Origin of the sequence: Streptomyces sp. Root431 (assembly GCF_001426585.1) — a bacterium.
Classification (GTDB): Bacteria; Actinomycetota; Actinomycetes; order Streptomycetales; family Streptomycetaceae; genus Streptomyces; species Streptomyces stackebrandtii.
In genome coordinates this window covers 200,930-223,841 of record NZ_LMEI01000007.1, presented here as the reverse complement: position 1 = coordinate 223,841, position 22,912 = coordinate 200,930, and the positions used below count along the sequence as shown (strand labels likewise).

Annotated in this window: 20 protein-coding genes and 2 pseudogenes; 6 read left to right on the top strand and 16 right to left on the bottom strand. The window is 72.6% G+C overall.

Annotated features, from left to right (window positions below; all coding sequences use genetic code 11):
• Nucleotides 1–50 precede the first annotated feature (50 nt).
• Nucleotides 51–371: a ferredoxin gene (gene fdxA / locus ASC82_RS08275; RefSeq protein WP_015035968.1), complete on the bottom strand. Its 321-nt coding sequence runs from the start codon at nt 369–371 to the stop codon at nt 51–53.
• Between the two features lie 112 nt (nt 372–483).
• Between fdxA and ASC82_RS08270 the strand changes: the two genes are divergently transcribed.
• The 5 genes from ASC82_RS08270 (at nt 484) to ASC82_RS08250 (ending at nt 5,908) form a co-directional block, all read left to right on the top strand.
• Entirely contained in the window at nt 484–1,485 is a 1,002-nt protein-coding gene (locus ASC82_RS08270; protein ID WP_079039156.1) for a GNAT family N-acetyltransferase, read from the top strand.
• Nucleotides 1,486–1,492: 7 nt separating this feature from the next.
• Entirely contained in the window at nt 1,493–2,377 is an 885-nt protein-coding gene (locus tag ASC82_RS08265) for a transglutaminase-like domain-containing protein (protein WP_056643772.1), read from the top strand.
• Nucleotides 2,378–2,477: 100 nt separating this feature from the next.
• Nucleotides 2,478–4,043 (top strand): serine/threonine-protein kinase, encoded by a 1,566-nt coding sequence (locus ASC82_RS08260; RefSeq protein WP_056643771.1) that lies wholly within the window; start codon nt 2,478–2,480, stop codon nt 4,041–4,043.
• Nucleotides 4,040–5,611, top strand: a complete 1,572-nt coding sequence (locus tag ASC82_RS08255) for a serine/threonine-protein kinase (RefSeq protein ID WP_056643769.1) — start codon at nt 4,040–4,042, stop codon at nt 5,609–5,611. The genes ASC82_RS08260 and ASC82_RS08255 overlap by 4 nt, the downstream gene beginning before the upstream one ends.
• A gap of 72 nt (nt 5,612–5,683) precedes the next feature.
• Nucleotides 5,684–5,908, top strand: coding sequence for a hypothetical protein (locus tag ASC82_RS08250; protein WP_056643767.1), 225 nt, complete (start codon nt 5,684–5,686; stop codon nt 5,906–5,908).
• A gap of 69 nt (nt 5,909–5,977) precedes the next feature.
• On the opposite strand, the gene ASC82_RS08245 is transcribed toward ASC82_RS08250, so the two are convergent.
• From ASC82_RS08245 to ASC82_RS08230, 4 genes are all read right to left on the bottom strand, one after another.
• Nucleotides 5,978–8,269 carry a hypothetical protein gene (locus tag ASC82_RS08245; protein ID WP_242427611.1) on the bottom strand — a complete coding sequence of 764 codons (2,292 nt, stop codon included), beginning with the start codon at nt 8,267–8,269 and terminating at the stop codon, nt 5,978–5,980.
• Nucleotides 8,270–8,342: 73 nt separating this feature from the next.
• Nucleotides 8,343–8,771 (bottom strand): DUF6113 family protein, encoded by a 429-nt coding sequence (locus ASC82_RS08240; protein WP_056643765.1) that lies wholly within the window; start codon nt 8,769–8,771, stop codon nt 8,343–8,345.
• Nucleotides 8,768–9,658, bottom strand: a complete 891-nt coding sequence (mshB, locus tag ASC82_RS08235; protein ID WP_056643763.1) for an N-acetyl-1-D-myo-inositol-2-amino-2-deoxy-alpha-D-glucopyranoside deacetylase — start codon at nt 9,656–9,658, stop codon at nt 8,768–8,770. The genes ASC82_RS08240 and mshB overlap by 4 nt, the downstream gene beginning before the upstream one ends.
• A 37-nt stretch (nt 9,659–9,695) precedes the next feature.
• The gene (locus tag ASC82_RS08230; protein WP_024756440.1) at nt 9,696–9,890 is read right to left on the bottom strand and encodes a hypothetical protein; all 195 of its coding nucleotides are present in this window, start codon (nt 9,888–9,890) and stop codon (nt 9,696–9,698) included.
• A 169-nt stretch (nt 9,891–10,059) separates the two neighbouring features.
• On the opposite strand from ASC82_RS08230, the gene ASC82_RS08225 reads away from it, so the two are divergent.
• Nucleotides 10,060–12,237, top strand: coding sequence for a prolyl oligopeptidase family serine peptidase (locus tag ASC82_RS08225; protein ID WP_056643761.1), 2,178 nt, complete (start codon nt 10,060–10,062; stop codon nt 12,235–12,237).
• 1 nt (nt 12,238) lies between these two features.
• Here ASC82_RS08225 and ASC82_RS08220 read toward each other — a convergent pair whose 3' ends face one another.
• From ASC82_RS08220 to ASC82_RS08175, 11 genes and pseudogenes are all read right to left on the bottom strand, one after another.
• Nucleotides 12,239–13,198: a hypothetical protein gene (locus tag ASC82_RS08220; RefSeq protein WP_056643758.1), complete on the bottom strand. Its 960-nt coding sequence runs from the start codon at nt 13,196–13,198 to the stop codon at nt 12,239–12,241.
• A gap of 193 nt (nt 13,199–13,391) precedes the next feature.
• Complete coding sequence (locus ASC82_RS08215) at nt 13,392–14,552, bottom strand: dipeptide ABC transporter ATP-binding protein (RefSeq protein ID WP_079039153.1); 1,161 nt, start codon at nt 14,550–14,552, stop codon at nt 13,392–13,394.
• On the bottom strand, nt 14,545–15,528 hold the full coding sequence (locus ASC82_RS08210) for an ABC transporter ATP-binding protein (protein WP_056643756.1): 984 nt from the start codon (nt 15,526–15,528) through the stop codon (nt 14,545–14,547). Before ASC82_RS08210 ends, ASC82_RS08215 begins: the two co-directional genes overlap by 8 nt.
• Nucleotides 15,529–15,534: 6 nt before the next feature.
• Nucleotides 15,535–16,521, bottom strand: a complete 987-nt coding sequence (locus ASC82_RS08205) for an ABC transporter permease (RefSeq protein ID WP_056643753.1) — start codon at nt 16,519–16,521, stop codon at nt 15,535–15,537.
• Nucleotides 16,514–17,437: an ABC transporter permease gene (locus ASC82_RS08200; protein WP_056643752.1), complete on the bottom strand. Its 924-nt coding sequence runs from the start codon at nt 17,435–17,437 to the stop codon at nt 16,514–16,516. The genes ASC82_RS08205 and ASC82_RS08200 overlap by 8 nt, the downstream gene beginning before the upstream one ends.
• 142 nt (nt 17,438–17,579) lie before the next feature.
• Nucleotides 17,580–19,208, bottom strand: a complete 1,629-nt coding sequence (locus ASC82_RS08195) for an ABC transporter substrate-binding protein (protein ID WP_056643749.1) — start codon at nt 19,206–19,208, stop codon at nt 17,580–17,582.
• 182 nt (nt 19,209–19,390) lie between these two features.
• Nucleotides 19,391–19,783, bottom strand: a pseudogene (locus ASC82_RS31000) (peptidoglycan-binding protein); the annotation flags it as partial.
• A gap of 102 nt (nt 19,784–19,885) precedes the next feature.
• Nucleotides 19,886–20,311 (bottom strand): annotated as a pseudogene (locus ASC82_RS30995) (peptidoglycan-binding domain-containing protein); the annotation flags it as partial.
• Between the two features lie 43 nt (nt 20,312–20,354).
• Nucleotides 20,355–21,338: a peptidoglycan-binding protein gene (locus ASC82_RS08185; RefSeq protein ID WP_056643744.1), complete on the bottom strand. Its 984-nt coding sequence runs from the start codon at nt 21,336–21,338 to the stop codon at nt 20,355–20,357.
• 52 nt (nt 21,339–21,390) lie between these two features.
• A complete protein-coding gene (locus tag ASC82_RS08180; protein ID WP_056643742.1) occupies nt 21,391–22,467 on the bottom strand; it encodes an N-acetylmuramoyl-L-alanine amidase in 1,077 nt (358 codons plus the stop codon).
• Nucleotides 22,468–22,479: 12 nt separating this feature from the next.
• Nucleotides 22,480–22,911 carry a DUF2690 domain-containing protein gene (locus ASC82_RS08175; RefSeq protein WP_056643739.1) on the bottom strand — a complete coding sequence of 144 codons (432 nt, stop codon included), beginning with the start codon at nt 22,909–22,911 and terminating at the stop codon, nt 22,480–22,482.
• Nucleotide 22,912 lies beyond the last annotated feature (1 nt).

Sequence of the window (22,912 nt, the reverse complement as noted above, 5' to 3'; positions counted from 1 at the left end):
GCCTCGGTCCCGTACGGCGACCGACGCCGTACGGGACCGGATGCGGTCGATCAGCCGTTCTGCGGCGGCAGGGCGGCGATGAAGGGGTGGTCACGCTCGATCTCGCCGAGCTTGGAGGCACCACCGGGCGAACCGAGCTCGTCGAAGAACTCGACGTTCGCCTTGTAGTAGTCCTTCCACTCCTCCGGGGTGTCGTCCTCGTAGAAGATCGCCTCCACAGGGCAGACCGGCTCACAGGCCCCGCAGTCGACGCATTCGTCCGGGTGGATGTACAAGGACCGCTTGCCCTCGTAGATGCAGTCGACGGGGCACTCCTCGATGCACGCCTTGTCCTTCACGTCGACACAAGGCTGCGCGATGACGTAGGTCACGCTGTCGTTCCTCCTCGATAGGGCTGGTCTGCGCGGGAGCGCGGCGTCGTCGATGCCCGCACCTAGTATCTCCGTTCTTGGGGGCGATCCGAACAGGAGGGGCGGAGAAGCTGTGGAATTGACCGGCGGAGGACTCCTTGAGGTCCGAATCACCAGCGCTGACGTGGGAAAACGTGTCTCCGTTCGGTACGTGACAGACTCGGCCGCGCCGGGCGAGAGGTACACCGACGCGGTCGGAGTTCTCACATCGTGGGACTCCGGTGTGCTGCTGATCACACGAAAGAGCGGTGAAGCCGTCCGGATCGCGGAAAGCTCCCTCGCCGCGGGCAAGGTCGTACCGCCCGCTCCGGCCCGCCGCCGGGGGCCTTCGGCCACCTTCCCGGAGCTGGCCCGGGCCACCGCGCGCGCCTGGCAGCCGGTCGAGAGCGAGCCGCTCGGCGAGTGGACGCTGCGGGCCGCCGACGGATTCACCCGCCGCGCCAACTCCGTGCTGCCGCTCGGCGATCCGGGGGTCCCGGTGGCGGAGGCCCTGACCCGCGTACGGGAGTGGTACGCGGCCCGGAAGCTCCCCGCGTACGTCCAGACCGCGACCGGCGCCGAGGGCACGCAGGAGCTGCTGTGCGCGGAGCTCGACCGGCACGGCTGGCGGCGCGAGGTCTCCGCCCAGGTGCAGATCGGCGCGCTGGCCCCGATCGGCGACCAGGACGCCGACGTCTCCGCCGTACGCCTCTCGCGGACGGTCGACGAGGCCTGGCTGAGCCGCTACCAGCGCTTCGGGGAGCCGAGCCCGGCGGTGCGGCCGGTCCTCACCTCCGGGCCGAGTGTGTGGTTCGCGTCCGTGGCGGGCACGGGAGAGGTACCCGCGGCGATCGGGCGCTGCGTCGTCGACGGCCGCTGGGCCGGCTTCATGGCCGTCGAGGTCGACCCCGCCCTCCGGCGGCGGGGCCTGGCGACGACCGTCATGACGGCGCTCGCCCGGCAGGCGCTCGACGAGGGCGCGTCGGCGGCCTGGCTCCAGGTGGAGGCGGACAACGACGGCGCCCGGGCGTTGTACGACGGGATGGGCTTCGCGGTCCACCACCACTACCACCACTACCGATGGTCGGAGGCGTGACGGAGGCGTGACGGAGCACGGAGCCGGGTCCGACGGACCGGACGAACGGGCGAGCGGCGAACCGCCGGAGGACGCGCCGGACTGGCGGCGCGAATTCGCGGAGGAGGCCCGGGCCGAGCGGCCCGACCTCGCCCGGCTCTGTCTGCTCGTCGGGGCGGTCGCCGACCCGACCGTCACCCGGCACGCCATCGACGAGGCCGAGATCGAGCTCGACCGCCTCGCCGGACTCGTCCCCTACGCGACCCGCACGACCGGTGCCTGGGCCGCCGAGCTCGCCGCGCTCCTCGGCGACCGCGAGGGCTTCGAGGGCGTGCCCGCCGACTACCAGCGGCTGGAGTCCTCGCTCCTGCACGAGGTGCTGCGCCGCCGCCGGGGGCTGCCGATCCTGCTCTCCGTCGTGTGGATGGAGGTCGCCCGCCGGGCCGGTGCGCCCGTGTACGGACTCGGGCTCCCCGGCCATTTCGTCGTCGGCTTCGGCGACCCGGCCGACCTGAACCTCGCCGACCCCTTCGCCGGCGGCCGGGCCATGACGGGCGCGGACGCGGAGCTGCTCGTGGCGAGCGCGACGGGCGAGGCCCTCGACCGGTCCATGCTCAGACCGGCCGAGCCGGGCGCGATCGTGCTGCGCGTCCTCAACAACATCCGCGCCTGGGCGGCCCCCCGCCCCGAGCGCTCCGACGTGGGCCTGTGGGCCGTGGAGCTCGCGCTGCTGCTGCCCTCCCACCCGGCGCGCCTGCGCTACGAGCGCGCGGAGCTGCTCGTCCAGCGCGGCGATTTCCTCGCGGGGGCGGGGGAGATGGAGGCGTACGCGCGGGTGATGGACGCGGTCGACCCGGAGGCGGCGACGACCATCCGCAGGCGGGCGCTGGCGGCGAGGGCTCGCCTGAACTAGCCGTACGTGTGGGTGTCTTGTGGATCACGCGGAGAATCCGGAGTGATCCACGGCCACCCCGACTAGGATCCCTTCCGCGCTCACGGGGGAGGGTGATCACATGCGTCCACGGACGCCGAACGACCCGGCACAGGTCGGGCCGTTCCGTACGGTCGCGGTGCTCGGGCAGGGTGGCATGGGCCGGGTCCTGCTCGGTGTCGCGCCGAGCGGCAGTCTGGTGGCCGTCAAGCAGGTGCACGCCGACCTGGCCGAGGACGAGGGCTTCCGGTCGCGGTTCCGCCGCGAGGTCGACGCCTCGCGGCGGGTGTCCGGCGCGTACACGGCGCCCGTGGTCGACGCCGACCCGGACGCCCCGACCCCCTGGCTCGCCTCGCTCTTCCTCCCCGGGCTCCCGCTGAGCGACGTCCTCGCGGAGGGCTTCCTGCCCGAGGAGGCGGTACGGCAGCTGGCCGCCGGCCTCGCCCAGGCGCTCGCCGACATCCACCGGGTGGGCCTCGTCCACCGGGACCTGAAGCCGTCGAACGTGATGCTCACCGACGACGGCGTCCGGGTCATCGACTTCGGCATCGCCCGCGCGGGCGACCACCTGACGAAGCTCACGCACACGGGCGCCCTGATCGGCTCCCCCGCGTACATGGCGCCCGAGCAGATCACCGGCGGGGCGCCGACCCCCGCGGCCGACGTCTTCGCGCTCGGCGCCACCCTGGTCGTGGCCTGCACGGGGAAGACGCCGTTCGGCGGCGCCTCGGCGCCCGCGCTGATGTACAGCATCGCCCACGAGGAGCCCGACCTCGGCGCCGTACCGCCGGGGCTGCGCGGACTCCTCGCGGCCTGCCTCGCAAAGGACCCGGGGGCGCGCCCCTCCCCGCAGGACCTGCTCGCCCTCATCGGGCCGCTGACGCCCTCGGCGCGGCCGTGGCCGGAGGCCGTGCACCGGCGGATCGCGGAGCAGGCGGCGGAGACCGCCCGGCTGGTGAGCGCGGCGCCGCCGGCGGCCGCCCCCACGTCGCCCGCCCTCCCCCGGGTACGGAGCCGGGGCCGTCGCCGCTGGACGGTCGCCGCCGTCGCCGCGGGGGTCCTCGCGGTCACCGGGGCTCTGTTCGCGGTGAACGGCTGGGCGGACGACGTGTACTACACGTTCGTGGACGAGCCCGTCCCGACGCCGGGGAACGTCCCGCTGAGCCGGGTGGCCGACGCGTACGAGGGGCCCGTCCCCTCCTGCGTACAGCTGCGCCCGAAGATGAAGGTGCCGACCGGGTTCACCCAGCAGCGGGTCCAGGACGGCGGGCCCGCGCACACCCAGTACGACGGCGCCACGTCGAACCAGTGCACCTGGAACACCCGCTCCGGCGACCAGATCGTCCTGGCCTGGGACCTCTACCGCAGCAAGCCGGGCGGCCCCACCGGCGCCGAAGGCGCGAAGAGGCGCTACGAGGGCATGTACATGCGCGGCAGCACCCAGCGGGTCTCCCACCTCGACTTCGTCGAGGAGGCCCTCTGGTACAAGCCCGACGGCCACTGCGTGCTGTACGCCCGGGACGTCAACCTGGAGCTCTTCGTCCAGGTGAAGGGACCCAACTACCCCCTGGGCACGTGCGAGGCCCTGACCGAGGAGAGCGCGGAGCGGGCCTTCGCGCTCGTCAAGAAGAAGGCGGCGGCGCAGTGACGAGGCCCCTGAGCCCCACCGACCCCCGCGAGGCGGGCCCCTACCGGCTCCTCGCCGAGCTCGGCCGCGGGGGCATGGGCCGCGTCTACCTCGGCGCCGCGCCCGACGGGCGGCTCGCCGCGGTGAAGCAGGTGCACGCGCGGTTCGCCCACGACGAGGACTTCCGCGCCCGGTTCCGGCGCGAGGTCGACGCCTCGCGGAAGGTCTCCGGCGCCTGCACGGCCGCCGTGATGGCCGCCGACGCGGACGCGCCCGTGCCCTGGCTGGCCTCCGTGTTCGTCGCGGGGCCCTCGCTCGGCGCGGCGGTGGAACGGTCCGGCACCCTGCCCGTCGAGGCGGTGCGGCGCCTCGCCGTCCAGCTGGCGACGGCCCTGGACGAGATCCACCGGGCGGGGATCGTCCACCGCGACCTGAAGCCGGAGAACGTCCTGCTCTCCGGGGACGGCGCCCGGGTCATCGACTTCGGCATCGCGCGGATCGCCGAGGCGGGGAACGTCACCGAGCTCACCGGGACCGGCCTCGTCGTCGGCTCCCCGGCGTTCATGTCGCCCGAGCAGGCCGAGGGGAAGGAACTCACCCCGGCGAGCGACGTGTTCTCGCTCGGCTCGGTCCTGGCGCTCGCCGCGACGGGCACGAGCCCGTTCGCGGGCCCCTCGACCCTCCAGTCGCTCTACAACGTCGTCCACACGGAGCCCGACCTCACCGCCGTACCGGCGGAGCTGACCGGCCTCCTGGCCTGGTGCCTGGCCAAGGACCCGGCGGCCCGCCCCACCCCCGCCCGGCTCCTCGCCGAGCTCGGCCCCTCGGCACCGGCGGCCCGGCCGTGGCCGCCGGCCGTCCACGCGATGATCACCGACCAGCAGCGGGCGATCGACCACCTGCTCGCCCCGCGCGACGAGGACCCCGACCGCACGATGGTGGTGCCGCCCCGGAGGGCCCACACGGCCCCGACGGCCGTGGTCACCCACCTCTCCCCCGCCGCCCCGCCAGCCCGCCGCCGGGGCTCGATGGCCGTCGCCGCCGCCGTCGCGCTGTGCGTCCTCGGCGCGGGAGCCTGGTGGTACGTGGAGGACGGCAGGCCGGGGGCGGGCCCGCCGGACGCGTACGTGACGATGCCGGTCTGCGCGGACGTGGCCCCCAAGCTCCCGCTCCCGGCCCGGAACCCGACCCGGGACTCGTACACCGAGTACTCGGACACGGCGACGACCAGCTGTTCCTGGAACGACAAGGACGAGCCGCAGTCGGACGGCTGGAACTTCTACTCCCACGCCATGGTCCGCTGGGAACTGCGCCGCAGCGCGGGCACGGACGAGAACGCCACGGAACGCCAGGAGGACGAGTTCGCGGACGACGCCGAGGGCGAACGCCAGGCAACGGGCCTCGCCTTCGCCGACGAGGCCTTCTGGAGCGCCCCGAGCGGCGGCGACACGACCTGCTCGCTCTACGCCCGCAAGGGGAACCTGGTGGTGTTCGTGTCCCTGGGCGGCAAGCGGCACCCGGCCGAGACGTGCGAACGGGAGGCCGCGTCCATCTCGGCGGCGGCGTTCCTGGCGATGCCGAGCGCCTGAGGGGGCGGCGCCAGGCTAACGTGAGCCACGCCACTGTGTGACCGGAGCAGCACACGGAGCGAAAGGCCGGCGATGCACACCCCTCACGGCCCGGGCGCCTTCGTCGCCCACAAGGGCACCGACGCCTACGGCCCCGGCAAGGTCATCGGCGTGGACGGAGCGCACCGGCGGGTGCGTTTCACGCGGTACGTGGCGACGATCCGCGCGGACGACCTCCGCTCGGCGTCCCCCGCCGAGACGCGGGAGATCCAGGCCTGGCTGCGGGCGAAGCGGAAGCGGTACGGGGGCGACTGGTGATCGCCGATCGCCCGGACATGCGGGACCCCCGCCCGACGGTCGTCGGACGGGGGTCCCGGGTCCCTGGCGTCAGCCGTTGCCGCTCAGGTCGATGACCTTGGTGCGCTCGGCCTTCGTCTTGCCCAGCAGGGCGTCGCGCATCACGAAGGCCACGTCGTCGGCGGAGACCTGGTGCTTGGTGCCGTCGCCCTTGGTGATCATGACGCCGTCGAAGGCGCCGTCGAGGAGCCTCTCGATCGCCTTCTTGTCGTAGACCTCGACCAGACGGCCGTCGACGGCCTTCATGGAGAGGATCTGCGGCAGCGACCGCGCGGGGCCGAACTGGATCTCCTTGCCGCCCGCAACGATCGTGATGCGGTCGGACATGGCGGGCCGGGCGAACTCCTTCATCGCCCGGTCCAGCTCGGCCTTCGAGACCGATGGACGGAGCGTGGTGACCGGGAGTTCGACGACCTTGTTCTGCCCCGTCTCGACCTGGGCGCGGAAGGCGTCCCGGACGGAGATCATCGAGCGCTGGACGTCCATGCCGGCGCCGGGCTTGCCCTCGACGGCGGTGACCTTGTTCGGCGCGAAGCGGATCGTCGCCTCGGTCGCGGAGGCGGAGGCGCCCGCCAGGTCCCGCAGGGCGACGGCGAGCTTCTCCTCGTCGACCGGGAAGACCGGCTTGGCGATCCGCTCGCCGCCGAAGAGGGAGCCGATGACGGAGACCGGGTTGTAGTCGCTGCCGGCGGCCGCGCGGACGGTCTCCTGGCTGTCGAGGGCCAGGCCCGCCTTCTCGGGCGGCATCTGGACCTTCTTGCCGCCGATGCCGAGCTGGAGCGGCGCGGTGGCGCGCTTGCCGAGGGCGGCCTCCAGCTTGTTGACGGCCTCCTCCTTCGTGCCGCCGCCGATGTCCACGCCGAGCACCGTGGTGCCCTTGGGGACGTCGGAGTGGTTGAGGAGCAGTCCGGCGCCGTAGGCGACGCCCGCGAGGCCGACGACGCCCACGGCGACGAGGACCAGCTTGGAGCGGCCCTTCTTCGCCTGGGCGCGGCTCGGCGCCGGGGCGGGGCGGGGAGCGGCGGGCGCGGGGGCCGGTGCCGGGGTCTCCTCGATGCGCGGGGTGAGGTTCGGGCGGGCCGCCGACGGCGGGACGACCGGGATGCCGCTCGTGAGGGTGTCGCCGGAGACGTGACCGCCGCCGTCGGCGGCCATGCCCTGGCCGGGTCCCTGCGGGCGCATCGGCCCCGGGCCCTGGGCGGGCCCCTGGCCCGGTCCCCGCCCCTGGGCGGGCTTCGGGGCGGGCGGCTGCGGGGTCAGGATCGCCGTGTCGTCGGACATGCGCGGGGCCCCGCCCTGCGCGCCGGGGCCGCCGGGGAACGGCGCCGTCGGTGCCGGGCCGCCGAGCGAGGCGGTGCCGGTGACCGGGCCGGTGGTGGGTCCGGTCGGGCCCGCCTGCGGTCCGGCGCCCGGGCCGCGGTACGCGGGCGTGCCGCCCGAGGGCGTGCCGTCGTAGCGGGGCGTGCCGGCCGCCGGGGTCCCGTCGTACGCGGGCGTCCCGTCGTACATCGGCGTGCCCCCCGAGGGCGTGCCGTCGTACGGCGGCGTGGCGTCGTAGCCGGGGGTGCCCTCGTACCGGGGAGTGCCCCCCGCCGGTGTGCCGACCTCGTAGAGCGGGTTGCCGGCGCCGGGGTTCGCGACCGGGCGGCTCGACGGGGTCGTGCCGACCGTCGGGACGCCGGAGGTCGCGGAGCCCGCGAAGCCGGTGCCGGGGGCGTCGGGCGCGGTGCCGAGCGGGCCGGGTGCCGCCGGGGCGGACGGCGGCGCGGGGGTCGGGGCGGGGGCCGCCGACGCCTTGCGCGGGGCGAACCAGTCGCTCGTCTCCTTCGCCTTCGGCGCCTCCTCGGCACTCACCGGCTCCGGAGCCGCGACGGGCTCGGGCACCGGCGCCTGCACGGGGTCCGCGACGGGCGCGGGCGCCGGCTCCGGCTCCTTCTCCGCGGCGGGCGCCTCGGCGACCGGCGTACGGACCACGACCGGCGGGATCGGACGCGAACCCGGGATGTTGATCCGGATACGGGTCGTCAGCGTCGTCTCGGTCTTGGGCTCCTCCGGCAGCGCGGGCGCGGCAGGGGTCTCCTCCGGCGCGTCCTGCGAGGGGTGGAGCGACGGATACTGGCGGGATCCGTACGGCGGTGTACCCGAGGGGTACGCGGCTCCACCACGCCCCTGGGCGCCGGAGGACGAACTGTCAGTCTCTCGACCAGTTTCACGACTCAAAGCAGGATCTCCCGGTTGGCTCCACCGCCCGCTCTTGCAGATGCTCGTGTAACCCGGGCGGTTCGGCGGCGCGCACCACCATACTGGGCAGCGCCGCCGCATACCCGACCGATGGGCGGCGGACGACGGGCAATCCGGCCGAAGTCAGGACGTCCCCGGTATCAAGTCGTCCTGTTCACGGGGTCGGTCGCGGGAGCCGGGGCAACGTGGCGCAGATCACAGCGACCGCCATCCCGCCGAAGAGGAACAGCAGGTCTCCGGCGCCTCCGCCGAACACCCCGTCGCCTTCGGGGCGTCCGAAGCTGAGCAGGATGACGGCGAGGAGCCAGCCGCAGCCGGCGGCGACGACGCCGACCTGGGTGCCGGTGGCGCGGAGTCCTCCGTAGAAGACGGCGGCGGTGGCGAGGAGCCCGAGCAGCAAGCCGCCGGGGAACCAGGCGGCTTGGACGAGGGCTCCGGCGGTCCCGACGAGGGCCCCGAGGACGACCAGGACGCCGTACCAGGCGTACCGGGCGCCGCGGGAGCCCTGGAGGGAGGCCGGGGCGGTCGCGGGGGCGGAGGGCCGGGGCGCGGCGCCCGAGGAGGCCCGGGAGGCGGCGCTCACGCGGTCACCCCCGCGAAGAGGTCGGTCTCGCGGACGCCCGCGGGGGCGCCCGGGACGCCCTGGACCAACTCGTAGTACTCGGTGGTGAAGATCGGCTGGCCCAGGTCGTTGGAGAGGGCGAAGAAGGGTCCGTCGACGGCGACTTGGGTGGCGTGGGCGGCCATCGCCGCGCTCTTGCGAGCCGTATGCTCCGGGCCGGCGTCGATCTCGGTGGTGATCCGGTCCTCGTCGACGACCCCGGGGACGTCGTCGATCGCGGCGACGGCGGGGAAGACGGAGCCCTCGGCGCGCAGCCGGGCGAATCCGGCCTCGGCGACCGGGCGGGGGACGCGGTTCCAGTAGATCTTGGCGATCGTGTGGGCCGGACCGAGGTCGGGACGGTAGTCCGGGTCTGCGGCGAGTTCGGCGGCGCGCATCGCGACCCGGTGGGCCTGGATGTGGTCCGGGTGGCCGTAGCCGCCGTCGGGGTCGTAGGTGACGAGGACCTGTGGACGGGTCTCGCGGACCACGGCGACGAGGTGGGGGGCGGCGACGTCGACGTCCGTGTTCCAGAACGCGTTCTCGCGCTTGTTCTGCTCGGCGCCCATCATTCCGGAGTCGCGGAAGCGGCCGGGGCCCCCGAGGAAGCGGTGGTCGGTCACGCCCAGCTCGGTCATCGCGGCGGCGAGTTCGCCGACGCGGTGCGGGCCGAGCCGGTCCTCCCGGTCGGGCGCCAGGTGGGCGAGCCCGGGCGGGATGACCTCGCCCTCCTCGCCGAGCGTGCAGGTGACCAGCGTGACAAGGGCGCCCTCGGCCGCGTACCTGGCCATGGTGGCGCCGTTGTTGATCGACTCGTCGTCCGGGTGCGCGTGCACGAGGAGCAGACGACGGGCGGGGAGATCGGTCATGGCCCCACCCTACGAGACCCCTCCCGCTACGGCGGGGTCAGAACTTGAGACCGCCGATCATGCTCGCCACGTTCGTGGTGAGGGTGCTGATGGACGGGGCGATGGAGGAGCTCGCCAGGTAGAAGCCGAGGAGCGCGCAGATCGCCGCGTGTCCCGCCCTGAGTCCGGATTTCCGGATCAGCAGGAAGACGACGATCGCCAGCAGCACCACCACCGAAATCGAGAGTGCCACGGCGGTCCACCTCCACACTTCTTCGGTCGGATATTCGAACGGATCGGGCAAGGAGCATGTGCCAGTCGGGTACATACCCACCTAGCGCTACGGATCATAACTATCCGTGCCATCGCATCGATCGGCGGACGGAGGCACGAGGGGGGCGCACGGCAATAGTTTCAGCCGCATGACCTCGTCTCGAAAGCCGTCCCGCCCGTCGCCGGCCGCACCCCGGGCCGCGCTCTCCTTCCCCCGCCAGCACGCCAGGACCCAGCGGTTCACGCTGGGCGTTCCGCGCGGATTCACGGTCTCCCCCGACGGGGAGCGCGTCGTCTTCGTCAGATCCGGTTCCGGGACCGACCGTTCGCACAAGCTGTGGGTTCTCGACCTGCCGCCGGAGGGCGCGCCGGTGGAGCGGGTGGCCGCCGATCCGGAGGCGCTGCTCGCGGGCGCGGCGGAGGAGCTGTCTCCGGAGGAGCGGGCGCGGCGGGAGCGGAGCCGGGAGGGCTCCGGCGGGATCGTGGCGTACGCGGTGGACTCGGCCGTGGAGTGGGCGGCGTTCGCCCTGTCGGGGCGGCTGTTCGCCGCGGAGCTGCGGGCGGGGACGGCGCGGGAGCTGCCGGTGCCGGGGCCGGTGATCGACCCGCGTCCCTCGCCGGACGGGCGGCTCGTCGCCTACGTGGCGGGGGGTGCGCTGCGGGTGGTCGGAGCGGACGGTTCCGGCGATCGGGAGCTCGCCGCTCCGGAAGACGGGCACGTCTCCTACGGATTGGCCGAATTCATCGCCTCGGAGGAGATGAGCCGGGACCGCGGCCACTGGTGGTCGCCCGACTCGGACCGGCTGCTCGTCGCCCGCGCGGACGACCGGGCCGTACGCCGCTGGTGGATCGCCGATCCCGCGCATCCCGGGCAGGCGCCGCAGGAGGTCGGGTACCCGGCGGCGGGGACGGCCAACGCGGAGGTGCGGCTCTTCCTCGTGGGCCTCGACGGGGCGCGTACGGAGGTGGTGTGGGACCGCGAGCGGTATCCGTACCTCGCGCGGGTGCACTGGTCGGCGGCGGGGGCGCCGCTGCTGCTCGTGCAGGCGCGGGACCAGCGGGCGCAGCTGAACCTGGCGGTGGACACGGAGTCCGGGACGACCTCGACCGTGCGGGCGGAGGAGGACCCGGCGTGGCTGGAGCTGCTGCCGGGGGTGCCGGCCCGGACTCCGGACGGAGGGCTCGTCCGCGTCACGGACGAGAGCGGGGCCCGGGCCCTCGCCGTCGGGGAACGGATCCTCACGGACGGGCGGCTGCACGTCCGGGCGGTGCTCGGGATCGGGGAGGACGACGTCCTCGTCTCGGCGTCGGCGGGTGCGGAGGCGGCGGAACCGGAGACCGGCGAGATCCATGTGTACCGGGTGTCCGACCGGGGCGCGGAGCGGATCTCCGAGGGCGTCGGGGTCCACGGGGCGGTGCGCTCGGGCCCGGTGACGGTCCTGGTCTCGGCGCGGCCGGGAGTGCCGGGGAGCGTGGCGCGGGTGCTGCGGGACGGCGAGCAGGTCGCGGTGGTCGGCTCGTACGCGCAGGAGCCGGTGATCTCCGCCCGGGTGCGGCTCACGGAGGCGGGTGCCCGGCGGATCCCGTGCGCGGTGCTGCTGCCGTCGGGGTACGCGGAGGGGGACGGGCCGCTGCCGGTCCTCATGGATCCGTACGGCGGCCCGCACGGGCAGCGCGTGCTCGCCGCGCACCACCCGCATCTGACGTCCCAGTGGTTCGCCGACCAGGGCTTCGCGGTGATCGTCGCGGACGGGCGCGGCATGCCGGGCCGCTCCCCCGCCTGGGAGAAGGCGATCCTGCGCGATCTGACGCCGACGCTCGACGACCAGGTGGACGCGGTGCGGGCGCTGGCCGGGAGCTTCCCGCTGGACCTGGACCGGGTGGCGATCCGCGGCTGGTCGTACGGCGGCTACCTCGCCGCCCGGGCTGTGCTCCAGCGGCCGGACGTCTTCCACGCGGCCGTCGTCGGGGCGCCGGTGGCGGACTGGCGGCTGTACGACACGCACTACACCGAGCGCTACCTCGGCACCCCGCAGGACGATCCGGAGGTGTACGCGGCGCAGTCGCTGCTCGGCGACGACGGACTGACGGCGCCGGAGGAGCCCGCGCGGCCGATGATGGTCGTGCACGGTCTCGCCGACGACAACGTGGTGTTCGCGCACGCCCTGCGGCTCTCCTCGGCGCTGCTCGCGGCGGGCCGGCCGCACGAGGTGCTGCCGCTGTCCGGGGTCACGCACATGACGCCGCAGGAGCAGGTGGCGGAGAACCTGCTCCTGCTCCAGGTGGACTTCCTGAAGAGGTCGCTCGGGATGACCATGCCGGAGTGAGTCACCAGCCGGGCGGCGGCGGGTAGGGCGGGGCCGGGGGCGGTCCGTACGAGCCGTAGGAGCCGTACGGACCGTAGGGCGCGGGCGCGGTGGGCGGGGCGCCGCGCCCGGCGAGGAGGACGAGCACCGCGATGCCGCCGGCCGACCCGAGGACGGCGGTGAGGACGTACATCTGCTCGACGGTGGAGACCTCCGCGAAGTACGGGATCAGCTCGAAGTGGATGACCCGCGCGAGCAGGGCGATGCCGTCCGCCGTCAGGAACGCCCCGGCGAGCAGCCCGAAGGCCCGGGTGTGACGGGCGCGGGCGAAGGCGGAGACGGCGGCCGTGCCGTACAGCGCGACGAGGATCACCGACAGCCAGCCGGGCGGGGGCGCGAGGGCCGGTGCGATGACGGACCGGCCGCCGAGGAACCGGTCGACGGTCACCTCTGCGGGCAGCTCGACGGCCCGGTACACCTCCCACAGGACGACCGTGACGGCGCCGGCGGCGAGGAGGATCCCGGCGGTGACGGCCGGGCCCGTGCGGGGCCGGCCGGGGAGCTGCTCGTGCGGCCCTTCGGTCCGGCGGCGGCCCGCGGCGGCGGTGATGACGAGGCCGGCGGCGAGGGCCAGTTCGAGGAGGGCGGTGACGAGCGCGCCGCTCCCGGGCGCCCAGAGGCCGGGCAGGCGCAGGGCGAGGGTGACGGCGCCGGTGGCGACGAGCGCGGAGGCCGCGTGGCGGGAGCGCAGGGCGGCGACGGCGGTGGCGACGGAGACGAGGAGGAGCAGGGGGTCGAGGAGGGTCGTGGCGGCGCGCCCCCTCAGGACGTAGTGGGTGCGGGGGTCCCCGGTCCAGGACCATCCGAGGTCGGCGGGTGAGCCGACCGCGGCGAGGTCCTTGAGGATCCACACGGCGGCTAAGAGGGCGAGCGCGGCGCAGAGCGCGGCGCCCGTGAGACGTGCCGGTCGTGTCACAGTCACGGTTCCGATACTCACGGTCGCGACCGACCGAAACAAGCGGTTCCGCATGGACGGGGGTGACGAGGGGGGCGCGTGCAGCCGGCCGGGGGCGACATGGCGCGCTCCCGGCCGGCTTACGGCACCCGCACGGCCGTACCCGACGGAGCCTGCCGTGTCCGTATATCGGAGCGGAGTCGGTCGAGTTGCCTGCGGGTTAAAGCGACTTGGGCTCTTCCCCGCCGTTCGCCTCCTTGCCCGTCACGCCGTTCGCGCTGGTCTCGCCGCTCGCGCTGGTCTCACCGTTCCCGCCGGTCTCACCGTTCCCGCCGTTCCCGCCGTTCTCGCCGCTCTCCGGTGGGACGACCTGCTTCTCCTCCGCGAAGTGGCAGGCCGAGTCGTGCTTCGCCGGGCTGTCCGTGAGGCGGAAGACCGCCGGGACGGCGAGGAGGGGCACTTCGAGGGTGCAGCGCTCCTGCGCCTTCCAGCAGCGGGTGCGGAAGCGGCAGCCGGAGGGCACGTTGGCCGGGGACGGGACGTCGCCGGTGAGGATGATGCGCTCGCGGTGGGCGCGCGCGTCCGGGTCGGGGACGGGGACGGCGGAGAGCAGCGCCTGTGTGTACGGGTGGGTGGGGTGGTCGTAGATCTGGGCGTCGCTGCCGATCTCGACGATCCGGCCGAGGTACATGACGCCGACCCGGTCGGAGATGTGCCGGACGATCGACAGGTCGTGGGCGATGAACACGTACGACAGGGAGAACTCGGACTGGAGCTTCTCCAGGAGGTTGACGACCTGCGCCTGGACGGAGACGTCGAGGGCGGAGACCGGTTCGTCGGCCACGATGATCTCGGGCTGGAGCGCGAGGCCGCGGGCGATGCCGATGCGCTGGCGCTGGCCGCCGGAGAACTGGTGCGGATAGCGGTTGATGTACTCGGGGTTGAGGCCGACGACGTCCAGGAGGTCCTGGACCTTGCGGCGCCGGTCGCCCTTCGGAGCCACCTCGGGGTGGATCTCGTACGGCTCGCCGATGATGTCGCCGACCGTCATGCGCGGGTTGAGCGAGGTGTACGGGTCCTGGAAGACCATCTGGATGTTGCGGCGGACGGCCTTGAGGGCGCGGGCGGACAGCTTGGTGACGTCCTCGCCCTTGTAGCGGATCGTGCCGGACGTCGGCCGCTCCAGGTTGACCAGCATCTTCGCGACGGTCGACTTGCCGCAGCCGGACTCGCCGACGATGCCGAGGGTCTCGCCGGCCGCCAGGTCGAAGTCGACGCCGTCGACGGCCTTGACCGCGCCGACCTGCTTCTTGAAGAGGATGCCCTGGGTCAGGGGGTAGTGCTTGTGGAGGTCCCGGACTTCGAGAATCGCCTCAGCCATGGAGGCACTCCTTCCAGAAGTGGCAGGCGCTGGCGCGGGGCACCGGGGAGTCGGTCACGTCGTACAGCGGGGGTACGTCGGTCCGGCACACGTCCTGGGCCATGGGGCAGCGGGGGTTGAAGGCGCAGCCGGGCGGGATGTTCAGGAGGTTGGGCGGCAGGCCCTTGATCGCGTACAGCTCCTGGCCCTTCTGGTCCAGGCGCGGGATCGATTCGAGGAGGCCCTTGGTGTAGGGGTGGGCGGGGGCCTTGTAGATCTCGTGGACGGGGGCCTGTTCGACGATCCGGCCCGCGTACATGACGGCGATCTTGTCGGCGACGTCGGCGACGACGCCGAGGTCGTGGGTGATGAGGATGAGCCCCATGTTGAGCTCGCGCTGGAGCTCGGCGAGGAGGTCCATGACCTGGGCCTGGACGGTGACGTCGAGGGCGGTGGTCGGCTCGTCGGCGATGATCAGCTCGGGTTCGAGGGCGAGCGCCATCGCGATCATGATGCGCTGGCGCATGCCGCCGGAGAACTGGTGGGGGTACTGGCCGACGCGTTCCTTGGCGGCGGGGATGCGGACCCGGTCCATCAGTTCGACGGCCTTGGCCTTGGAGTCCTTCCGCGACATCCCCTGGTGGACCCGGAACATCTCGCCGAGCTGTTCGCCGACGCTGAGGACGGGGTTGAGGGAGGACAGCGCGTCCTGGAAGACCATCGCCATCTTGGCGCCGCGGATCTTGCGCCGCTCGGCCTCCGAGAGCTTCAGGAGGTCCTGGCCCTGGAAGAGGATCTCGCCCTGGGTGATCTTTCCCGGGGGGATGTCGAGGATGCCCATGACGGCCTGGGCGGTGACGGACTTGCCGGAGCCGGACTCGCCGAGGACGGCGAGGGTCTCCCCCGCGTCGACGGAGTAGTCGACGCCGTTGACCGCCTTGGCCACTCCCTCCCGGGTGTGGAACTCCACGTGCAGGTCGCGCACTTCGAGCAGCATGGGTCCCTACCTCAGCTTGGGGTCGAGGGCGTCGCGGACGGCGTCGCCGAGCATGATGAAGGCGAGCACCGTGATGGCGAGCGCGCCGGAGGGCCAGAGCAGCATCTGCGGTGCGTTGCGCACGTACGGGGCGGCCGAGGAGATGTCGATGCCCCAGGAGACGGTCGGGGGCTTGAGGCCGACGCCGAGGAAGGAGAGCGTGGCTTCGAGCGAGATGTACGTGCCGAGGGCGATGGTCGCGACCACGATGACGGGCGCGAGGGCGTTCGGCGCGATGTGGCGGAGCAGCATCCGGTTGTTGGAGGCCCCGAGCGCGCGGGCGGCGTGGACGTAGTCGTTCTGCTTGGCGGTGATGACGGAGCCGCGGGCGATGCGGGAGATCTGCGGCCAGCCGAGGAGCACCATGAAGCCGATGACGGGCCAGACGCTGTTGTTGCTGACGACGGAGAGCAGGACGAGGCCGCCGAGGACGACGGGGATCGCGAAGAAGACGTCGGTGATGCGGGAGAGGAAGCCGTCCCAGGCGCCGCCGTAGAAGCCGGCGAGGCCGCCGAGGACGGAGCCGAGGAGGGTCACGCCGAGGGTGGCGAAGAGACCGACCTCGAGGGAGGCCCTGGCTCCGTAGACGGTACGGGTGTAGACGTCGCAGCCCTGGCCGTTGAAGCCGAACGGGTGGCCGGGCTGGGAGCCCTCCTGCGCCTTGGAGAGGTCGCAGTCGAGCGGGTTGCCGCTGGCGATGAGCTGGGGCCAGATCGAGATGATCACCAGGAAGACGATGATCAGCCCGGAGATGATGAAGATCGGGTTGCGGCGCAGGTCGTGCCAGGCGTCGGACCAGAGGGAGCGGGGCTTCTTGTCGGGCCCGGTGCCCTTGGGTCCGCCTGGCGTCTTCTCCAGCGTCTCGCCCTCGTCCATCGCGAGGTCGGTGCCACCGCCGGCGCCGGTGTGGTTGATCGCGCGGCCGTCGTCGAACGGCTGAGGCTGCTCAGGCATAGCGGATCCTCGGGTCAAGGACGGCGTACAGGAGGTCGACGAGCAGGTTCGCCACCAGGAAGACCAGGACGAGGACGGTCACGAAGCCGACCACGGTCTGGGTGTTCTGGCGGAGGATGCCCTGGTAGAGCTGGTAGCCGACACCGTGGATGTTGAAGATCCGCTCGGTGACGATGGCTCCGCCCATGAGCGCGCCGATGTCGGTGCCGATGAAGGTCACCACCGGGATGAGGCTGTTGCGCAGCAGGTGGCGGCTGATGACGCGGTGGCGCGGCAGGCCCTTGGCGACGGCGGTGCGGACGTAGTCGGCCCGCTTGTTCTCGGCGATCGAGGTCCGGGTGAGCCGGGTGACGTACGCGAGGGAGACCGAGGCGAGGACGAGGCCCGGGACGATCAGCTCGTTCAGCGGGGCGTCGGTGGAGACGGCCGGTTTGATCCAGCCCCATTCGACTCCGAGGAGGAGCTGGAGGAGGAGGCCGGTGACGAAGGTCGGGATGGAGATGACGACCAGCGTCAGCAGCAGCACGGTGGTGTCGACGGGGCGGCCCCGCTTGAGGCCGGTGAGGACGCCGAGGCTGATGCCGATGACGATCTCGAAGAAGATGGCGACGAGGGTGAGGCGGATGGTGACCGGGAAGGCGCTGGCCATCAGCTCGGTGACTTCCTGGCCGTTGAACGCGGTGCCGAAGTCGCCGGTGAAGACGTTGCCCATGTAGATCAGGTATTGCTGCCAGACGGGCTTGTCGAGGCCGTACTCCTTCTCGAGCTGGGCCGCGGTCGCCGGGTCGCACTGGCGGTCGCCGCACAGACCGGCGATGGGGTCGCCCATCACGTTCACCATCAGGAAGATCAGCAGCGTGGCGCCGAAGAAGACCGGGATCATCTGCAGCAGTCGCCGGATCACATAACGACCCATGGGGGGCTCCGGGGGTTGGCTCCGGGTAGGGGGTTCGCTCTGGGGAGGGGTTGTCCCCGCTCCCGGGGGGGGCGGGGAAGGCGTACGGCCCGGCGCGGTGGTTTCCGCGGGCCGGGCCGTACGCCGCCGACCTCCTACGGCGTCAGTTGACCTTGATCTGGTCGTAGACCGGCACGCTGAAGGGGTTCAGCGTCACGTTGGAGACGGCCTCCGAGTAGCCCGCGCTGCCGTTCTGGTACCAGAGCGGGATGGCGCCCATGTCGTCGCGGAGGACTTCCTCGGCCTGCTGGAAGAGTCCGACGGCCTTGGCGATGTCGGTCTCGGCGTTGGCCTGGTTGACGAGCTTGTCGAACTCGGGGCTCGTCCACTTGCCGTCGTTGGACGAGGCGTTCGTGTAGTACAGCGGCTGGAGGAAGTTCTGGATGAGCGGGTAGTCCATCTGCCAGCCGGCCCGGAAGGGGCCCGCGAGCTTCTGCGACGTGACCTGGTTGCGGTAGTCGGCGAAGGTGCCGACGGGGTTGCCGACGCAGGCCTTGTCGTTGCCGAGGGCGCGGTTGATGGAGTTGCAGACCGCGTCGACCCATTCCTTGTGGGAGCCGGTGTCGGCGTTGTACGAGATCTTCATCGTGCCGCCGGGGATGCCGCCGCCCTCGGCGACGAGCTTCTTCGCCTCGGCCGCGTCGTACTTGCAGAAGTCGCCGCAGATGTCCTTGAAGCCGCCCTCCTCGCCGAGGACCGGGGAGGTCCAGTCGACGGCGGGGGTACGGGTCTTCTGGAAGATCGTCTCGGTGATCTGGTTGCGGTCGATCGCCATGGAGAGGCCCTGGCGGAGCTTCTCCTGGCCGGGCTTGTCCCAGGCGGGGTCGTAGAACGGGAAAGCCAGGGTCTGGATGATGCCGGCGGGGACGTTGATGTACCGGTCGCCGAGGTCGGCGGAGACGTTCTTCAGCTGGGCGGCGGGGATGTCGTCGACGAGGTCGAGGTTTCCGGCCGTCAGGTCGGTGTAGGCCGTGTTGTTGTCGGTGTAGACCTTGAGGGTGATGCCGCCGTTCTGGGCCTTGTCGGCGCCCGGGTAGTCGTCCCAGCGCTTGAGGGCCATCTGCGAGCCCTTGGAGTAGGAGTCGACGGTGTAGGGGCCGTTCCCGACGGGCTTCGAGAGCCAGGCGGCGTGGTCGTCGAAGAAGGCCTGGGGCAGCGGTGCGAAGGCCGCGTAGCCGAGGGTGATGGGCCAGGTGGAGAACTTCTGGGTGAGCTTGACCGTGAAGGTCTGGCCGCCGGTGACCTTGAGACCGGACATGGTCTCGGCGGTGGGCTCGCCCTTCTCGGGGTGGACCTGGTCGTACCCCTGGATCTGGCCGAAGAAGTAGGCGTTCTTCTGGTTGTTCTTCAGGTGGGCGCCGTAGTTCCAGGCGTCGACGAAGGACTTGGCGGTGACCTTCTCGCCGTTGGAGAAGGTCCAGCCGTCCTTGACCGTGATGGTGAAGTTGGTCGAGTCGGTGGTCTCGATCTTCTCGGCGAGCATGTCCTTGGCCTCGCCGGTCTTCGGGTCGTACTGCTTGAGCCCCCGGAAGATCATGGAGAGGACCTTGCCGCCCTGCACCTCGTTGGTGTTGGCCGGCTCCAGTGGGTTCTGCGGGTCTCCCCACGAGGAGGTCACGATGCCGTCGGCCCCTCCGCCGCCGCCGCTGTCGTCACCGCCGCCACAAGCGGTCGCCGCGAGGGCGACTGCGGTGGCCAGTGCGGCCCACTTGGCGTGCGTGGCTCCGCGCATGGAGTGCCTCCCATATGTCCCTAAGTGTGACTTAGGGCTCAATATGACCCGAAATCAGAAGGCATGCATGTTGTCGGCACCCATTGGTGCGCCGGAGGCCGCTCGGGAGACGTGGCGCGACGGCGGCCGGCCGCGGCGTGTTCCGCCGCGGCCGGCCGCCGCCCCGAGTGGGTGTCTCCGCGTCAGTTGAGGAAGGTCACGTCCCAGTGGTTGCTCTCGCGGGCGTAGATGTTGCCCGAGGGGGCGGTGTAGAGCGCCGCGCCGTCGGCGCGGGTACCGGTCCGCGGGAAGGTGCCGGTGATGTAGTTGCTCAGGCAGCTGGTCGGGCTGAAGTCGATCTTGTAGCCGTTCCAGTGGCTGTACGTGCCGCTCGCGTGCCCCGTCTCCGTACCGCCCGTGATGGTCAGGGCGCAGCCGCTCGCCCTGCGCAGGGTGACCGTGCCGTCGGCGGAGGCCCGGCGCAGGCCGTCGAACGAGGTGCAGCTGCTGCTGTTGCGGTTGGAGCAGTTGCCGGAGGAGGTCCAGGTGATGCCGCCGGCCGAGGTGAAGATCGAGGCCGCCTCGGAGTGGGTCAGCAGGCCGCTGTCGCCGCCGCTGCCGCCGGAGGTGCCGGTGACCAGGGCGCGCCAGGTGTCCGGGCCGACGATGCCGTCCGCGTCGAGGCCCTTGGAGGTCTGGAAGCTCTTGACCTTGCCGTCGGTGCCGTCGCCGAAGGCGCCGTCGACGGCGAGGCCCGCCCCATAGCGGTTGAGCTGGGTCTGGAGGGCCTTGACGGCGGATCCGTTGTCGCCCTTGCGGACGGTGACGATCAGCTTGGACCAGGTGTCGGCGCCGACGATGCCGTCCACCGGGCTGAGACCGGCGGCGCTCTGGAAGCTCTTCACCTTGGCCTCGGTGCCGTCGCCGAAGGCGCCGTCGGCGCCGGTGGCGTAGCCGCGGGCGGTCAGCAAGTGCTGGACGGTCGTCACCTGGACGCTGTTGTCGCCCTTGCGGACGAGCGGCCAGTCGGCGGCGAGGGCGGGGCCGGCCGAGAGCAGCCCGGCCGTCAGCGCGGCCACCAGGGCGGCGAGCAGCGTGGCCGCCAGGCCCGGGATTCTTCTCATCGTCTCTTCTTCCTCATGGTCGTGGATGCCGTGGCGGCAGCCGTCAGCACTGGTACGAGGCGTTCGGGTGGACCGGCTCGCAGTACCGGATGTGCAGGTGGTTGTCGTGGTTGGGGTACTGGACCGTCAGCCCCTCCGCGATCAGCTGGGGGTCGTTGAAGTACACGAACTTCACGTGGCCGGGGGCCGCCGCGAGCAGGGCCTTGACCAGCTCGCGGGTCGCGCCGCGGTCGTAGGCGGCCGACTGCCAGGTGATCCGGGAGCCGCCGCACTGGGCCGAGTCCGTACGGACGGGCCAGAGGTCGGCGTCGAGCCCGACCTGGTGGCTGGCGTGGCCGGTGATGCTGCCGCCGTGCTCGAAGCTCACATCGCCGACCGGCAGCTTGCCGCGGCCGAGGGCGGAGAAGCTGCGGGCCGCGGCCTCCAGCTGGCCGACGGCGGCCGCGGTGCCCCAGTCGGCGGAGCTGTTGCCGTCGGGGCTCTGGTTGCAGAGGGTGCCGGCGTTGTAGTCGACGTACTCGTAGTGCCAGAGGAGGTTCGTCCAGGTGTCCGGGCCGACGACGCCGTCCGCGCCGAGACCCGCGTGGCCCTGGAAGGTGCGTACGGCCGAGGCGGTGCCGGGGCCGAAGGCGCCGTCGACGGTCAGGCCGGCTCCGCGCTTGGCGTTGAGCAGGTGCTGGACGGCCTTCACCGCCTCGCCCTGGCTCCCCTCTCGCACGGTGGGCGTGAGCGCCTTCCAGGTGTTGGGGCCGACGATGCCGTCGGAGTCCAGGCCCTTGGCCGACTGGAAGGAGCGGACCGCCGAGTCGGTGCCGGCCCCGAAGGCGCCGTCGGCGGTGAGCCCGGCGCCCTGGGCGTTGAGCAGGTACTGGAGTGCGGCGACGTCCGACCCGCGGTTGCCCTTGCTCTGGGTCGGCGCGAAGGCGCCGGCCAGGGCCTGGGCCGGGGAGACCAGGCCGACGAGGAGGGCGACGACGGCGGCGAGGAGAACCGCCCATCGGGCGGTGGGCAGAGTGTGCGAGGGCATGGCTGAGTGCTCCTCCTGCTGAGGGGAGAGGGGAAGGCGGCCCGGGCTCGGGTCAGCCGAGCAGGCGGCCGAAGGTACGGGCGTCGACGAGACCGTCGGCGGGAAGCCCCGCGCCCGACTGGAAGGTGGTGACCGCCGCCTGGGTGCCGGACCCGAAGACGCCGTCCACCGTGGTGGGGACCCCGCGCGCGCCGAGCAGGAACTGGACGGCCTTGACGGCCTCGCCCGACTCGTCCCGCCGTACGGGGGCGACGAGTTGGTGCCAGGTCTGGTTGCCGGCCAGGCCGTCGGCGGTCGCCCGCGTCAGGGTCTGGAGGTCGCGTACGGCCTTCTCGGTGGCCGGGCCGAACGACCCGTCGACGGTGAGCACGGCGCCCCGCCCGGCCAGGAGGTGCTGGAGCGCCCGCACCCGGTCGCCCGAGTCGCCCGTGCGCAGCAGCGGCCAGACGGGGGCCGTCGGGTCGCCGCCGATCCGTGCGGCGACGTCCCGGCGGAGCTGCGGGAGCAGCGCGTACAGGCGGTCGCCGGGGCATTCGGTCGCGTTGAAGTCCCGGTGCCCGTAGATCTGGTAGGCCCGCAGGCCGTACTGGCGGCAGATGTGGGCGCAGAGGTCGACCAGGGCCGCGTACTGCGCGCCGCGCGGGTCGACGGAGGTGTAGGTGCCCTCGTTCTCGATGCCGATGGCGACGGTGTTCTGTCCGGTGCAGTGCGCGGACTCGACGGTCCGGGTGCCGCGCTGGAGCTCGGCCAGGCTGCTGTGGCGGCCCTCGACGACGTGGGCGCCGCGGCTGACGGTGAAGTGCTGCCCGGTGTCGATCCAACCCCGGTCGTCCATCGCCCAGTTCTGCATGGACCGGGCGAGCTTGAAGGCCTGGTCCTGCGAGTAGTCGGTGACGTTGGGGGTCGCCGTGTGGTGCACGATGATCTTGACGGGCGGGGTGGGCAGGATCGTGAGGGGGCTGCTCGCGGGGCGGGCGCCCCAGGCGGCGCAGTCCGCGATGACGGGGACGCCGGCGGCGGCCCGTGCCCGGTCGGCGAGGCCCACGGGCAGGACGGTGGCGGCGCCGAGGGCGAAGGCGCCGGTGAGGAGGGTGCGACGACGGGGGTTCGGTCCGGTGACCGTGGTCATGGGCGATCGTCCTTAGTAGCGCTCGGTGCAGTCGGTCTGGCGGGTCTCGTAGGCGCGCACCTCGCACGCCCAGGCGAGGATGTCCTTGTCGTCGACCATCGCGGTGTACGCCGTCCCGTTGCCGCCGTAATAGACCCCCCGCGAGGCCCCCTGGGAGTTGTGCACCCAGATCTCCGTGTCGAGGGAGCCACCGGAGGTCTTGCGGGCCCAGGCGGCGCGGCAGGTGGGGCTGTAGCGGAGCTCCACGCCCCAGGCGGCGGTCCGTACCGTACGGGCGTCGCTCTGGCAGACGGTGGTGGCGGGGTCGAGGCCGGTGCAGCCGCTCCCGTAGCAGGAGGTGGCGGCGGAGGCCGGCGACGAGGCGAGGAGCAGGCTCGACGCGGCGAGCGCCAGGGCCGAACCGACGGTGGTGAGCCTGCGGGTCAGGGTCCGGGGAAGGTGCATG

Bases quoted from the DNA above. Each gene is read 5' to 3' on its own strand.
- ASC82_RS08260 (WP_056643771.1), top strand. From the start codon at position 2,478: ATGCGTCCACGGACGCCGAACGACCCGGCACAGGTCGGGCCGTTCCGT.
- ASC82_RS08250 (WP_056643767.1), top strand. From the start codon at position 5,684: ATGCACACCCCTCACGGCCCGGGCGCCTTCGTCGCCCACAAGGGCACC.
- ASC82_RS08245 (WP_242427611.1), bottom strand. From the start codon at position 8,269: ATGCGGCGGCGCTGCCCAGTATGGTGGTGCGCGCCGCCGAACCGCCCG.
- mshB (WP_056643763.1), bottom strand. From the start codon at position 9,658: ATGACCGATCTCCCCGCCCGTCGTCTGCTCCTCGTGCACGCGCACCCG.
- ASC82_RS08225 (WP_056643761.1), top strand. From the start codon at position 10,060: ATGACCTCGTCTCGAAAGCCGTCCCGCCCGTCGCCGGCCGCACCCCGG.
- ASC82_RS08215 (WP_079039153.1), bottom strand. From the start codon at position 14,552: ATGGCTGAGGCGATTCTCGAAGTCCGGGACCTCCACAAGCACTACCCC.
- ASC82_RS08210 (WP_056643756.1), bottom strand. From the start codon at position 15,528: ATGCTGCTCGAAGTGCGCGACCTGCACGTGGAGTTCCACACCCGGGAG.
- ASC82_RS08205 (WP_056643753.1), bottom strand. From the start codon at position 16,521: ATGCCTGAGCAGCCTCAGCCGTTCGACGACGGCCGCGCGATCAACCAC.
- ASC82_RS08200 (WP_056643752.1), bottom strand. From the start codon at position 17,437: ATGGGTCGTTATGTGATCCGGCGACTGCTGCAGATGATCCCGGTCTTC.
- ASC82_RS08195 (WP_056643749.1), bottom strand. From the start codon at position 19,208: ATGCGCGGAGCCACGCACGCCAAGTGGGCCGCACTGGCCACCGCAGTC.
- ASC82_RS08185 (WP_056643744.1), bottom strand. From the start codon at position 21,338: ATGCCCTCGCACACTCTGCCCACCGCCCGATGGGCGGTTCTCCTCGCC.
- ASC82_RS08180 (WP_056643742.1), bottom strand. From the start codon at position 22,467: ATGACCACGGTCACCGGACCGAACCCCCGTCGTCGCACCCTCCTCACC.
- ASC82_RS08175 (WP_056643739.1), bottom strand. From the start codon at position 22,911: ATGCACCTTCCCCGGACCCTGACCCGCAGGCTCACCACCGTCGGTTCG.